The 15186-nt window shown below is 37.4% G+C and carries 4 protein-coding genes; all 4 read left to right on the forward strand.

Features of this window, described 5'->3' with window-relative positions:
- Positions 1-99: 99 nt before the first annotated feature.
- Positions 100-510 carry a hypothetical protein gene (locus ASD98_RS18750; protein ID WP_056207293.1) on the forward strand — a complete coding sequence of 137 codons (411 nt, stop codon included), beginning with the start codon at positions 100-102 and terminating at the stop codon, positions 508-510.
- Positions 507-1988, forward strand: coding sequence for a gliding motility protein SprC (sprC, locus tag ASD98_RS18755; protein ID WP_056207294.1), 1482 nt, complete (start codon positions 507-509; stop codon positions 1986-1988). The genes ASD98_RS18750 and sprC overlap by 4 nt, the downstream gene beginning before the upstream one ends.
- Positions 1988-6547: a type IX secretion system membrane protein PorP/SprF gene (locus ASD98_RS18760; RefSeq protein ID WP_056207296.1), complete on the forward strand. Its 4560-nt coding sequence runs from the start codon at positions 1988-1990 to the stop codon at positions 6545-6547. The genes sprC and ASD98_RS18760 overlap by 1 nt, the downstream gene beginning before the upstream one ends.
- 656 nt (positions 6548-7203) lie before the next feature.
- Positions 7204-15128: beta strand repeat-containing protein (locus ASD98_RS24595; RefSeq protein WP_369814788.1), on the forward strand; the 7925-nt coding region annotated here is incomplete at its 3' end.
- Between the last annotated feature and the right edge of the window lie 58 nt (positions 15129-15186).

Consider the following 15186-nt stretch of genomic DNA (forward strand, 5'->3'; position numbering starts at 1 on the left):
GATTTCGATTTTTATTTCAAAGCGTAAATTTTATTAATAAAGTCCCCAGACACAATTTATGTATCCGTCTTAAAAGGACCAAATAAAGATCAAAACATAATGGCTCTATCTACAAAAAAGTATTTATATATATTCTTTTTGGTTTCTCCTATTTCGTTAAGTCTGTATGCACAAAGTGCAGCAATAGAAAAGCCTACGGTTTCTGCTGTTTCTGACTGCAAATTAGCTTCAATTGAGATAAATCAAAATAACGAATCAGCTGATCAATGCATCAGCAAATTAGATAATTCTAATCAGTTAATAGTAGGGCTGTCCACCCCCAAGGACAGCCTTACTATGCCGGCTGATACGAAAGATCAATCTTCAGATTGTGAAGAAAACTCATTGATTGGTTCTACTTCAATTCTTGCAAAAGATATTATAGAGAACTACAAATATGATTTTTCTGAAACATTCATTGATATCTTGTTTTTTGAGCGTATAGACTTAGCAAGAACACGTACTATATGATTCAAAAAACTACTTTATCTTTTTTTAAAGTTTTCATTTTATTTAGTATAATTCTGTTTACTAAATCGAATACCTATGCCCAAACACCAGCAATAGTTGGACAACAGCTTCCTTTTGAAAGAATTTGTGCTGGTTTAGATGTAAATGGAACACCATTTAATGAATACTTCGCAACATTCAGCTATTTAAATTTTCCGGCAGGAACTACTTTTGAAGTAGAACTTTCAGACGATTTGGGAAGCTTCACAACTCCTACTGCTACAACAAAAATTTCATTTGTAGATGATCCTGTGGCGCAGCAGCAAACAATTAAGTTTGCTATTCCTACGAATTTAAAAGGATCAAATACATACAGTCTTCGTATTAAAAGTAATACGGCGACGCCTACTTACAGCCAGAGGGTTAAGAATTTTCAAGACCAGACTTCGTTTCCGGCTTATTACAGAATCTATGCAGAGAAATTTTTTATCAATAATAATGAATCCTCGGCTACTATTTGTTCAGGCGGAAGTTTAAGTCTTTCTGTTGATAATCCAACTCCTGCAGACACCCCATCTTCTCCTGCCAATTATCCAAATCTAACCTATAAATGGTACAAAGATGATGTATTAATTGCAGGACAAAGCGGTACAACGTTAGTAGCAAATGCTCCGGGTGTTTATTATGCCCAAATCAATTATGGCGGTTGTGATGATGATAACTTTAGTTCTAATCGTGTTACGGTAGTATCTTCTGGCGGAGGATCTGCAGTAACGGTTGATTCCAGCTTAGGAAATCCTTTCTGTTTAAACGGTGCAGGAACTATTTTAACAGCAACATCAGGTAACAGTTATGTTTGGAAAAAAGATGGTGTAGTGATCGCTCCAAATACTCGCAGTATTACTGTAAGTGAATCTGGTCTTTATTCTGTTGAGGTTGATTTTGGCGGTTGTAAAGCTACAGGAAGTATCGATTTAAAAATTAATGGTTTCACGGCGAGTATAGATGTTCCGGAAACGTATCAGCTTAAAGAAGGAGAAACATTAAACGTATCAATAACGACTGATGCTACAACTCCAAAATACGAATGGTTTTTAAATAATATTGCAATAAACGGCGCTAGCAGTTCAAGCTATCTGGTAGCCGTAAGAGGTTTATATAGAGTTAAAATATCACAGGAATCAGGTTGTATAGCTTCAAGAGAATTTACATTTAGAGTTACTTCAGAAACAGATGCTGTTACTACTGTAATTCCAAATATTGTTAAACTGAGCGGCGCTTATCCGTACTGGAATATCCCAGATGCTTATAAAACGCCATCGACGAAGCTAATAATTTTAAGTTCAAACGGAGAAGTAATGTATGATGATGTCGGCAGCAATTACGATCCGGAACTTAACTCTTTTATAAAAGATTTTAAAAATGTAAATCCAGTTTATTACTATGTCATTCAATCAGACACAGGTGAAAAAAAGGGATCAATAACTGTGATTAAATAATGAAGAAAATTTTACTATTCATAACTTTATTTTACGGTTTTTCTAATGTACTCTATTCTCAGGACAAAGTTGAGAATGGAGTTGTTTCGTTTTCATTACCTATCAGAAATTCATTAAAGTTTAATAGATATTTAATAAACCCTGCATTTAGCTTTGTTCGCGAAACAAATGCTTATGCAAGCTTTTATAACAAAAGACAATGGGTGCAGTTTGACAATGCACCACAGACTTATTTAGCTAATTATTCCGGCCGATTTAGAGAAAATGAAGCTTTTGCAATTGGTTTGTTTCAACAAAATTATGGTTTAATGACCGTGTTTGGCGGAGTTGTCAATTTCGCTCACAATATCGTTTTGCAGGAAGACAGTAACCTTACTTTTGGTTTAAACGTAGGTGCTTATCAAAGTGGTTTAGACAAAGGAAAAATTATATCTGATGATCCGGATATTTTAAACGGTGACTATCCTTCAAACACAATGCTTACTGTAAATCCGGGGATTAATTACGGAACCGCTTTTCTTGATTTCGGATTATCGGTAAACAACTTAATTCTTTACAATTTTGGTTCAGGCGTTGTAAAAGAAGATCCGGAAAGAGCGATTGAATTGCATGCAATGTACACCGGATACATTGACAGTTATGGTTTTTTTGAGCAAAGTAAATTCTCAGGAATCGTAAAAACAGAAATTAAAAAAGATAAAACAGTTCTTTCAGGACTTGCCATGCTTTCGCTGAAACAAGGAGTTTGGGCACAGGCAGGTTACAATACATTATACGGAGTTTCTGCAGGTTTAGGTGTTAACATTTCACCTAGCATTGCAATCGAATATAACTACGAAAGAGGAATGGGCAATTTTACAAACATGGGAGGTTCTCATGAATTTGCAATTGCTTATAAATTCAAAAACAGAAATTACTATTACGGAGATGACGAAGAAGGATCATTAATAGACCCTTCGAGAACGACATCTAAACCAGTAATTGCTAAACCAAAAACAAATGCAGCTCCTGTAACAAGAGTAGATGGAGCCGAGAAAGCAAGATTAGCTGCTGAAGCAAAAGCAAAAGCTGATGCCGAAGCAAAACAAGCAAGACTTGCTGCTGCAGAAAAAGTTAAGGCTGATGCCGATGCTGCGGCAAAAGCAAAATTAGACGCAGACAATAAAGCTAAAGCAGATGCAGAAGCTCTTAAGATAAAATTAGCCGCCGATGCTAAAGCTAAGGCAGATGCCGCAGCTGCAGCAAGAGCGCAGACAGCAACAGCAAACAGAGCCGTTGCAGCAGAACAAAAAACAGCCGCACAATTAGCTGCAGATAAAGCAAGAGCTGATGCTGAGGCAAGAAGAATAAAATTAGCTGCAGATAATAAAGCCAGAGTAGATGCCGCTGCTGCTGCGAGAGCACAAGCACAAGCAAGCAAACCATCTGCAACAGCTGCACAGAAAACAGTCGCACAATTAGCAGCAGACAAATCAAAAGCGGATGCTGAAGCATTAAAAATAAAACTTGCTGCTGATGCAAAAGCTAAGGCAGATGCAGAAGCTAAAGCGAAACAAACAGCTGCTGCAACGCCGCCAGCTCCAGCACAGGCTCCGCAAAAAACACAAGCACAATTAACTGCTGAAAAAGCAAAAGCGGATGCAGAAGCACTTAAAATAAAACTTGCTGCAGACGCGAAAGCTAAAGCAGATGCCGCAGAAGCAAAACGTAAAGCAGATGCAAAAGCAAAAGCTGAAGAAGCAGATTTACAATCCATTCTAGCTGCAGATGCAAAAGCAAAAGCTGACTCTGATGCACTTCAGGCTAGATTAGCTGCAGAAGCTAAAGCAAAAGCCGCTTCTGAAGCAAAAACAAAAGCTTCGATTGATGCTGCAAACAGAGCAAAAGCCGCCGCTGCCGCAAAAGCAAAAGCAGCTGAAGAAGCAGCTCTAAAAGAAAAATTAGCAGCTGATGCAAAAGCAAAAGCAGATGCAGAAGCCAGACAAGCAATTATAGCTGCAGAAGCAAAAGCAAAAGCAGATGCAGAAGCATTAAAAATAAAATTAGCAGCAGATGCAAAAGCGAAAGCCGATGCTGAGGCTCAGGCAAAATTAGATGCGGAAGCAAAAGCGAAAGCTGATGCAGAAGCACTTCAGGCAAAATTAGCAGCAGATGCAAAAGCAAAAGCCGATGCTGAAGCTCAGGCAAAACTTGATGCAGAAGCAAAAGCGAAAGCAGATGCGGAAGCATTACAAGCAAAATTAGTAGCCGATGCTAAAGCAAAAGCAGATGCAGAAGCATTAAAAGCGAAACTTGCAGCAGATGCAAAAGCTAAGGCTGATGCAGAAGCTCTACAAGCAAAACAAGCTGCCGATGCAAAAGCAAAAGCCGATGAAGAAGCACGTCAGGCCAAATTAGCAACGGATGCAAAGGCGAAAGCAGATGCTGAAGCAGAAAAAACAAGATTAGCTGCAGAAGCGAAAGCAAAAGCAGATATGGAAGCTTTACAAGCTAAATTAATTGCTGATGCACGAGTTAAGGCTGATGCAGAAGCAACCGCAAAAGCTAAAGCGGAAGCAGAAGAAAAACAATTAAAAGAAGCTGAAGAAGCACGTCAGGCAAAATTAGCTGCCGATGCAAAAGCAAAAGCGGATGCAGAAGCACTACAAGCTAAGTTGGCAGCAGATGCAAAAGCTAAGGCTGATGCAGAAGCATTACAAGCTAAACTTGCAGCGGATGCAAAAGCAAAAGCGGATGCAGAAGCATTACAAGCTAAACTTGCAGCGGATGCAAAAGCTAAGGCTGATGCAGAAGCATTACAGGCTAAATTAGCAGCGGATGCAAAAGCTAAGGCTGATGCAGAAGCATTACAGGCTAAATTAGCAGCAGACGCAAAAGCTAAGGCTGATGCAGAAGCATTACAGGCTAAATTAGCAGCAGACGCAAAAGCTAAGGCTGATGCAGAAGCACTACAGGCTAAATTAGCAGCGGATGCAAAAGCAAAAGCTGATGCAGAAGCATTACAGGCTAAATTAGCAGCAGACGCAAAAGCTAAGGCTGATGCAGAAGCACTACAGGCTAAATTAGCAGCGGATGCAAAAGCTAAGGCTGATGCAGAAGCACTACGAGTGAAATTAGCAGCAGACGCAAAAGCTAAGGCTGATGCAGAAGCACTACAAGTGAAATTAGCAGCAGACGCAAAAGCTAAGGCTGATGCAGAAGCATTACAAGCTAAGTTAGCAGCTGATGCAAAAGCAAAAGCTGATGCAGAAGCACTACAAGTGAAATTAGCAGCAGACGCAAAAGCTAAGGCAGATGCAGAAGCATTACAAGCTAAGTTAGCAGCAGATGCAAAAGCAAAAGCTGACGCAGAAGCATTACAAGCGAAATTAGCTGCAGACGCAAAAGCAAAAGCTGATGCAGAAGCACTTAAAGCAAAATTAGCAGCAGACGCAAAAGCAAAAGCCGACGCAGAAGCCTTACAAGCTAAGTTAGCAGCAGACGCAAAAGCTAAGGCTGATGCAGAAGCATTACAAGCTAAGTTAGCAGCAGATGCAAAAGCTAAGGCAGATGCAGAAGCTTTAGAAAAACAAAAAGCTGACGAAGAAACAAGAAAATTAAAAGAAGAAGAAGAGCGTCAGGCAAGATTAGCTGCGGAGAAAGCAAAAGCTGATGCAGAAGCGGCAGCGGCCAGAGCAGCAGCGGCAGCAAAAGATGAAACAGCAAAAGCTATTGAAAGCTTAACTCAAACTATTGAAAGTTCAGGTAAAACACAAAATGATTTATTAGATCAGTTTAAATCAACAGTAGCTAATAAACAAAAAGACCTTAATGATTTAAAAGAAGAGAATGATTTAAGTGAAAAAGGTATTTACAAAGAACCAAAACCTTTCAAAAGTGTAGCGGCAGAAAACAGTCAGATAGAAGCTTTAAAATCACAGCTTGCTGATGCAAGTAGAGTTCAAAAAGATGAGATTGCGAAGCTGACGAATTTATATAACGAAAGACTTAAAAAAGTTCCTAATAAAAATGATGCTTTAAACAAAGCTTATCTTGAGAAGATAAACGAATTGAAAGCAGCACAGTTAAAAATGGAACTTGAAGGAGCAGCATTATTAGCCGATTTAGAGCGTATTAAAGCTGAAACTGAAATTGAGAAAAAACGTAGAATTAAGCGTGCGGCATACGAAAATGATCAAGGAAGATATGCTCAGGATGTAGCTGCTCTTAAACGTATTAAGGAAACAACGAAAGTAAGCAGTACACCGTTCACAGCAGCTGATTTTGATTTTGGTGAAGATCAGTCAAACATGCAGATTATTAAGAATATTAAAAATTCTGAAAGTGGTTATTATATGATTCTTGCAGTACACAGCAGTATTGAAAAACGAGATGAGTTCTTAACTAAAGCTGTAGCATCAGGGCTTTCAAATATTAATTTCTTTTACAATATAACAACAAGTAAATATTATATCTATTACGAGAAATTCGATGGTCTGCAAGAAGCAACTAAGGCATTAGAAGCTAAAGGTAAATCACCATACAACGGGAAAATGGCTATCGTAAAAGTCGAGAATTAATAATAGGATATAGACGGCGGCTTCTTTGAAAAAAGAAGGAAAGTAAAAACATAAATTTAAATTAAGATTGAATGTTGTTCTTTGAATGCCCCTTCAAAGAACAACAGTTAAACTGAAACCATAGTAACATGAAGAAACCTACTACTTTAAAATTAGTTTTAACTGTATTATTTTTTATACAGAGTTTTATTATGTTCTCTCAAAAGGATTTCACCCCTCGCTTTGACCAAAGTTTGAAAGGTGATATGCTCTTGATAGGTAATAATATTTTGAATAGAGATAACAACAAGAATGGTGAGCGGCCAAATAATGCGTTCAACTCAACGAGCCAGAACAACAACGACCTTACTATGCAATATATCGATATTGATAGTGACAATACTACGTTTAGTTCTAGTTCGGCTAATTTAACTGTTCCGCAATCTAGTAGAGAATGTTATAAAATAGTATATGCAGGTCTTTATTGGGCTGGTATTTACAGTAAAGGTACTGTTGACAATGGTACAGTTACGCGTGCCAATCTAGGGTCAATTAAGATTAAACTTCCAAATCAAACAGCTTATACTAATATTTCAGGATCATTAATTTATGATTACTATCCAACGACGTCAAATGGTGATCAGATGCCTTATGCATACTATTATGATCTAACAACGATGGTACAAGGATTAGCAAATCCTGAAGGAACGTATACAGTTGCTAATATTATTTCTGGAAGAGGTGGAATCAATGGAGGTTTTTCTGCAGGGTGGAATTTATTTGTTGTTTATGAAGATCCAAAATCATCTGCAAAGTATATTACTTCTTTCGACGGTCTTCGTTGGATACAAGCATCTAGTGGACCAGTAACTTATGACTTAACAGGTTTTAAAACAATTCCAACAGGAGTTGTAAAAGCAAAACTAGCTTTTGCTGCTTTAGAGGGAGACGTTAACCTTACAGGGGATAAATACTCTATCAATAATACTGATATTTTTACTACTGAACGTAATGTAAATAACTTCTTTAATAGTACGTTTAATGATGTTAATGGTCCTTATACAGACCGAACACCAAGCAGTGGTAATACGCTGGGGTTTGAAGCCGGGATTATAAATCTTAATAATGCCGCAAATGCAATTATAAAAAACAACGATACTTCGGCACAATTAAAGCTTAGTACGGGAGGAGATGGTTATGGACTCTTCTTTAATGCTTTTAACGTCGAGATTATTGAGCCCAAAATTGTTTTAACTAAAATTGTAAAAAATAACGCCGGAGCAAATATTGGTGGACAAAACGTTACTTTAGGACAGCAGTTAAACTACGAAATTGGTTTTAAAAATACGGGTAATGATAATGCTACCTCATTTACGATTCGAGATCAGCTGCCTATTAATATTATTTTTAATTATCCTGCAGATATCGTTTCGTTACCAACAGGTGTAACGATACAAAGTTATAACGCAGCCACAAGAAATATTGTTTTTGCAATAAACAGTAATATTGTAAAAGTTGATGACCCTGAAAAAATCATCAGTTTTAAAGTTAGAGTTGTTCCTGATTGTCAAAGTTTGAGTGAAGCTTGTTCTAACAGTATCGACAACTCGGCTTATGCTACATACAAAGGACAACAAAACACATCGTTTACAATTTCTGATGACCCGAGTGTTAACACCAATACGGGATGTATTTTAGTTCCAAAAGCGACAAACTTTTTAGTTGGAGTTGATGGTTGTAAATACACCACGAATGTTACGCTTTGTGGAGCAAATATTAATTTAACAGCTGCTAACGGTTATACAGATTATACTTGGTATAGCGATGAAGCAAGAACTATTGAAATAGGAAAAGGACAAGTATTTAATGTAAAAGATCCTGGAACTTATTATGTTTACAATCTTGCTGCTGCACCTTGTAGATCAATCTATCAGTCATTTGTTGTAACAAGATTTGGAACAACAGTAGAAAATCCGGTAATACCATTTGCAGATCAGGTAGTAACTTGTGCTAATGATGGAAAAAAATTACCAAATATTTTCTTGTGTGGTTCAAATGCTGTCAGACAAATTACTACAAGTATTTCTGATGCAACAAGTATTGTTTGGGAAAAGTTAGATACAGCAAGCTGTCCAGCAGTTACAAACCAGAATTGTGCAAACCAAAATGAGGCCTGTGCTTGGACTAGTGTAGGATCTGGACCAAATTATACAGCAAATCAGGCAGGACAATTTCGAGTAACATTAAATTATGCGGGAGGATGTTTCAACCGTTTCTACTTTAATGTTTATACAAATTTGTTAACTCCAACAGAAACTCACAAAGATATTATTTGTGGTGTTCCTGGAAGTATTACAATTGGTGGAGTACCAGCAGGATACGAATATGCTATCAGAACGGACCCTAGTGGTGCAGTTGGAGCATATCAAACAAGTAATACATTCAATATTACAACTCCAAACTCTTATACTGTTTATATCAGACAAATTGGTGTTGCTACTAATCCATGTATTTTTACTGTTCCAGGTATACTTATCAGAAGCAGAGATTTACAGATTACTACAGCAGTAACTCAACCAACTTGTTACGGAGATAAAGGAAGTATAAAAGTAGGTGCTTTAAATATAGACCCGCAATATTATTATTACTTATATAATAATGCTACAAATGCACTTGTAAACAGTGTTGGTCCTATTGCAGCTTCAGATTATACTTTTGCTAATTTAAATCCTGGAACTACTTATAGAGTAAGAGTTACAAATGCGCCAATTGGTGGTACACCAGCGCCAACTTGTAATGTGTCTAGCGTTATTGCTATAAATAACATTGCAGCTCCTTTAGTGGCTACTGCAGCTTTGACAACTCCTCTTACGGCTTGTAGCGATGGTAAAATTACATTATCGGGTTCTGGAGGTACAGCACCGTATTTCTTCTTTGTAAATGGATCGACTACTTTCCTTACTTCAAACGAAATTACTTTTACAACAGCTGGAACATACAATATTCGTTTAGTTGATTCTAATAACTGTGAGGCAACAACATCAATTACAGTTACAGGAAATCCTAAGCCTGTTTACAATATAACAAATACTGAAATCAATTGTAACGGCGGTACAGCTCAAATCAATATTAATGTTACAAACGCAAACGGATATACTTTACAATATAGTATTGACAATGGTGCGACATTTAGCAGTACTCCTGTTTTCTCTAACTTAACAGGCGGAACTTACAATGTTGTAGTTAGATATACTTTATCTGGAACTACATGTACTGATCCAGCAAGCACTATAACAATTACAGCTCCTGCAAATGCATTAAGTGCTTCTGCGGGTGTTTCTGAATTAGCAGGTTGTGATCCATCAGGAAATGGTTTTGGTAAAGTACGTATTACAAACCCTCAAGGTGGAACTCCTCCTTATACATATAGCTTTAACGGAGGTACAACTTACGGTACTTCAAATGAAGCTTACGTAGCACCGGGAACTTATACACTTTATGTTAGAGATTCAAAAGGCTGTACGTATGCAATGCCTGGCGTGATCTTAGATCCAAAACCAGCAGACCCTACAATTTCAGTTGGAGCTCCGGTATTTAACTGTAACGGAACTGCAACAAGTACTGTAACGGTAACAAATGGTGGTGGAGCAAATTATAGTTATGAATATTATTTAGATAATGTACTAAACACAAATACTCCTTCGAACGTTTTTGTAAACGTTCCATCTGGATCTCACACGGTAAGTGTAAAATATAACTTGGTTTCTGTACCAACTTATAGTAATTTATTACAAGAAGATTTTGGTTCTGGAGGAACTACAACAACTCCTGGTATTGCATCAGCTTACTGTTTCAATGATCAAAGAGTTAACCCTCCATATACTTGTTCTTTAAACGGAACTCCAACTCGTTCGGTTGAAGATAACCAATATTCAGTTACAAGTTTCTTCTGGAGAGGCGACACAGCTTGGTATCACTTTACTGACCATACTACAAATGGATCAGATGCAAACGGAAGATATTTATTAGTAAATATTGGTGGTGCAGCTGGACCTTATGGAGTTTTATACAGCAAACCAATTATTGATGTTATCCCAAATCAACCTGTAATGGTTTCTTTATATGTGGGTAACTTATTAAATACAGGTGTAACCGGAGCAGCTCCAATTGTAAGATTTGAATTAGTTGATGGTTCTGGTAACGTTGTTGCAACAGAAGATACGGGTAAAATTGCTGAAGCAGCAAACGATGCTAACAGAACAAAATGGGTTCCGATAAACATCTCGTTAAACCCTGGAAATAATACAAACCTTACTTTCAGAATTCGTTCAGGAAGTACTGAATATGGCGGTAATGACTTAGTAATTGATGATATCTGGGTACGTCAGATTCCAAAATCATGTATCACTCAAAAAGATTTCCCTATTGTAATCGACAGTAATAAAGCATTTACTGCTTCTATAACAGGAGTTAAAAATGTTACTTGTAATGGAGGAAATAATGGAGAAATTACATTAGCAGCAGAAAACTTTAATCTTCCATACGGATTCGATTATTCTATGAATAATGGAACTACTTGGGTAAACTCTAAAGTATCTCCTGTAACTGTAACAGGTTTAACAAGCCAAACTTATTCAATTCGAGTTCGTTTCAATAATAGTGCATCGACTTGTACTTTCCCATTCTCTCAACCTATTACTGCACCAGCAGCATTAGCAGTTACAGCTCAGGTTACGGCTCAGCCTACTTGTACAACTGGCGCATCTATTACTGCAACAGTAACAGGAGGGACACCGGCTTACCAATATGAGTTAAGACAATCTAATGGAACTACAGTTGTAGTACCATTCCAAACTTCGAATATATTTACAAACGTTGCTTCAGGAACATATAGAATAGTTGTTAGAGATGCAAATTCTTGTACTTCTCCAGCTTCAGCTACTGTAAATATTAATAATCCAACAGCTCCAACAGCTTCATTAGCTGCGAGTTCAGATTTATGTTATGATTCTACTAATCAGGCAACACTTGTAGTAACAGCTACAGGAACAGGAACTTTAACGTATAGTTTAGACGGTGGAGCTGCACAAACTTCAAATACATTTACGAATGTAGGTCCTGGTACACATAATGTTGTTGTAACTGACAGTAATAACTGTATAGCTACAGTTAGCAACATTGTAATTGCACCAGAATTAGAAGGAACTGCAACAATCTCTAAAACTTTAGATTGTACTACATCTCCAAATGCTACTATCACAGTTTCGATTAACGGAGGAACAAGTGCATTTACATACAGAGTCAGAATAGGCTCTGGAACTTTGAGTGGTAGTAATAATGTAACAGGTAATTCATTTGTATACACGGCTACAACCGCTAATACCTATACTTTCCAAATCACAGACTCAAAAGGTTGTGTTACTACAACTAGTGCAGTTGTAAATCCAATTTCAAATCCAACAGTTACAGCTACGAAAGTAAATGCAACATGTAACGGAGCTTCTACAGGCTCTATTCAATTAGTTGGAGCAGGCGGATCTGGAGGTTATACTTACAGTTTCAACGGAAGTGCAACATTTATTGCTCAATCAGATTATACAGGATTAGCTGCAGGAACTTATACATTCCAGGTAATGGATAGTAAAGGTTGTAAATCTGCAGTAGGAAATATTACTATTACACAACCAACAACATTAACAGCTACTGCAAGTGCAACTGCATTTTCATGTGATGCTTCAAATGTAAAACAAGCAGCTATTGTAACAATTGCAGTTCCAACAACTGGGACAGCTCCTTATCAATATAGTTTTGATGGAGGAACAACTTTTACAAGTACACGTACATTATCTGTTACAGATAATGGAACAAACCAAACTATTTCTTATGTAGTTAGTGATGCTCAGGGTTGTAAAACTCCAGTTCAAACGGTTACAATTAACAGATTAAACCCTCCAACAGATCTAGCATTTAGTAATGCTGCAGTTACTTGTACAGCAACTACAACAACAGTTACTGCTACTGCTACAAATGGGGTAGGTACTTTAACTTATGCAATTACATCACCAGCAGCATCTGTAGCTACAAATACTACAGGAGTATTTGCCGGATTAGCAGCGGGAACTTATAACTTTAAAGTTACTGATGCTAACGGATGTTATTATGAAGAGCCATATATTATCAATGCTGTAAGTCCAATTTCAGTTGCTGGTAACAAAACAAATGATGCTCTTTGTAAAGGTGGAGCAACAGGTGCGGGAACGTTTACAGTTTCTGGTAATGCAACAGTGGGTGCTTATACTTATACAGTAACACCTGCAGCTGCAGCAGGCTCTATAACAAAATCAGGAAATACATTAACATTATCAAACGTTGCTGCAGGAACATATTCTGTACAGGTTAGAGATAACGCAACAGGTTGTACAAATACAGCAAGTATTATTATTGCTGAACCTGCAAATGCATTAACATTTACAGCAACATCTACTAATGTAAATTGTAACAATGATAATTCACAAATTACGGTTACTGCTGCAGGCGGTACACCAAATTATACTTACGCTTTCGCGAAAAGCCCGTCAACAGTACCATCATCGACTTACGGGAATAGTGCTGTTTTAACAGTAGATACTAATTCTGGAGCTGATTTAGTTTGGGATGTTTACGTGAAAGATGCAAATGGCTGTACAACAAAAAATACAGTTACTATTGCTACAGATAATTTACCAAGCGTAACTGCAGCAATCAACAACCAATGTACAGGTTCAGGTAATTCGTTTACTATTACTGCAACAGGAACAGGTTTAGCTCCGTTGACATATAGTATAGATGGAACTTCTTACCAAACTTCAAATATTTTTAACGTAGCTGCAGGAACTTATACTGTAAGTGTAAAAGATAAAAACGGCTGTATTGCTTCAGCTCCTGCTGCCACAGTAGTTTATCCACAGTTAACAGCTGTAGGTTCTGTTACAAAAGAATTAGATTGTACAGTTACTCCAAACGCAACAATTACAGTTACAATTGGCGGTGGAAGATCTCCATTTACATATACATCTAGAAAAGGTTCAGGTACTCCAAGTGCACCAAGTGCTTCTATTGCCGGAACAACATTTACTTTCTCAGTTACTCCTGGAAATGCAGACACTTATACATTTGTAATTACAGATGCTAATGGATGTCAGGCTACGGCAGTAACTACAGTAGACCCAATTTCAAACCCAACAGTTACAGCTGCTCAGACAAATTCAAGCTGTAATGGAGCTGCAGATGGTTCAGTTACTTTAACAGGTGCCGGAGGATCAGGTAGTTTCACATACAGTAATAATGCAACAACAGGATTTACAACTAATCCAGTTTTTAATGGATTAGCTGCAGGTTCTTATACTTTCTATGTAAAAGACAGTAAAGGATGTACAGGATCAGTAGCAGTTACAATTACACAGCCAAGTACTTTAGCAGTAACAGTTGCCGTAGTTCCCTTTACATGTAACACTTCAAATGCTAAAGTAGCAGGAACAGTTACTATCAATGTTACTGCAGGAACAGGAACTGCTCCTTATGAATATAGTTTCAACGGAAGCGGATACAGCTCAAATAATGTATTAACATTAAATGATAATGGAGCTAATCAAGCTTATACTTACTCAGTAAGAGATGCAAAAGGCTGTCCGGTAACAGGTAATGGAACTTTATTAAGACTAAACCCTCCAACAGATTTAACTTTTGCTTCGCCAGCGGTTACTTGTACAGCTACAAGTACGACTGTTACTTTAACAGCAGTAAATGGAGTAGGAACTTTACAATACGAAACAATTGCTCCATCGACAGTAATTAGAGCAAAACAAACATCAAATGCATTCACAAACCTTGCACCTGGATCTTATACTTTCAGAGTTACAGATGCAAACGGATGTTATTATACAGAACCTTACATTGTAAATCCGGTTACTCCAATTGCAATCACTGGAAATAAAACAAGTGATGTTTTATGTAGAGGAGGAAGCACAGGATCTGGTACTTATACCGTTTCTGGTAATGCTGTAGTAGGTGCATATACATTTACTTTAACAGCAGGAACTTTAGGATCAGGAACATTAACACAATCAGGAAATACATTAACATTATCAAATGTTGCAGCAGGTACTTATACAGTTCAGGTAACAGATACTGCAACAGGATGTACTAATTCTGCAAGTATTGTTATTGGCCAGCCAGCGGCTGCTTTAGTAATTACTACAGCAGTAGGAACTAATGTTAATTGTAATAACGATAATTCACAAATTACGGTTACTGCTGCAGGCGGTACACCAAATTATACTTACGCTTTCGCGAAAAGCCCGTCAACAGTACCATCATCTACTTATGGCGCTAGTAATGTTTTAACAGTAGATACTAATTCTGGAGCTGATTTAGTTTGGGATGTTTACGTGAAAGATGCAAATGGCTGTATTGCTAAATCAACAGCTACAGTTATTTTGGATGGAATGCCAGCCATCACTAACGTAACGGTTAACAATCAATGTACAGCTTCTGGAAGCGGATTTACAATTACAGCGACTGCTACAGGTTTAGCACCATTAACTTATGGAATTAATGGTCCAACNTTCGAATAGTAACGGTTAACAATCAATGTACAGCTTCTGGAAGCGGATTTACAATTA

It is taken from the genome of Flavobacterium sp. Root186, from assembly GCF_001428525.1.
Lineage (GTDB): Bacteria > Bacteroidota > Bacteroidia > Flavobacteriales > Flavobacteriaceae > Flavobacterium.

Excerpts from the sequence above, each read along its gene's own strand:
- ASD98_RS18750 (WP_056207293.1), top strand. The coding sequence starts at position 100 with ATGGCTCTATCTACAAAAAAGTATTTATATATATTCTTTTTGGTTTCT.
- sprC (WP_056207294.1), top strand. The coding sequence starts at position 507 with ATGATTCAAAAAACTACTTTATCTTTTTTTAAAGTTTTCATTTTATTT.
- ASD98_RS18760 (WP_056207296.1), top strand. The coding sequence starts at position 1,988 with ATGAAGAAAATTTTACTATTCATAACTTTATTTTACGGTTTTTCTAAT.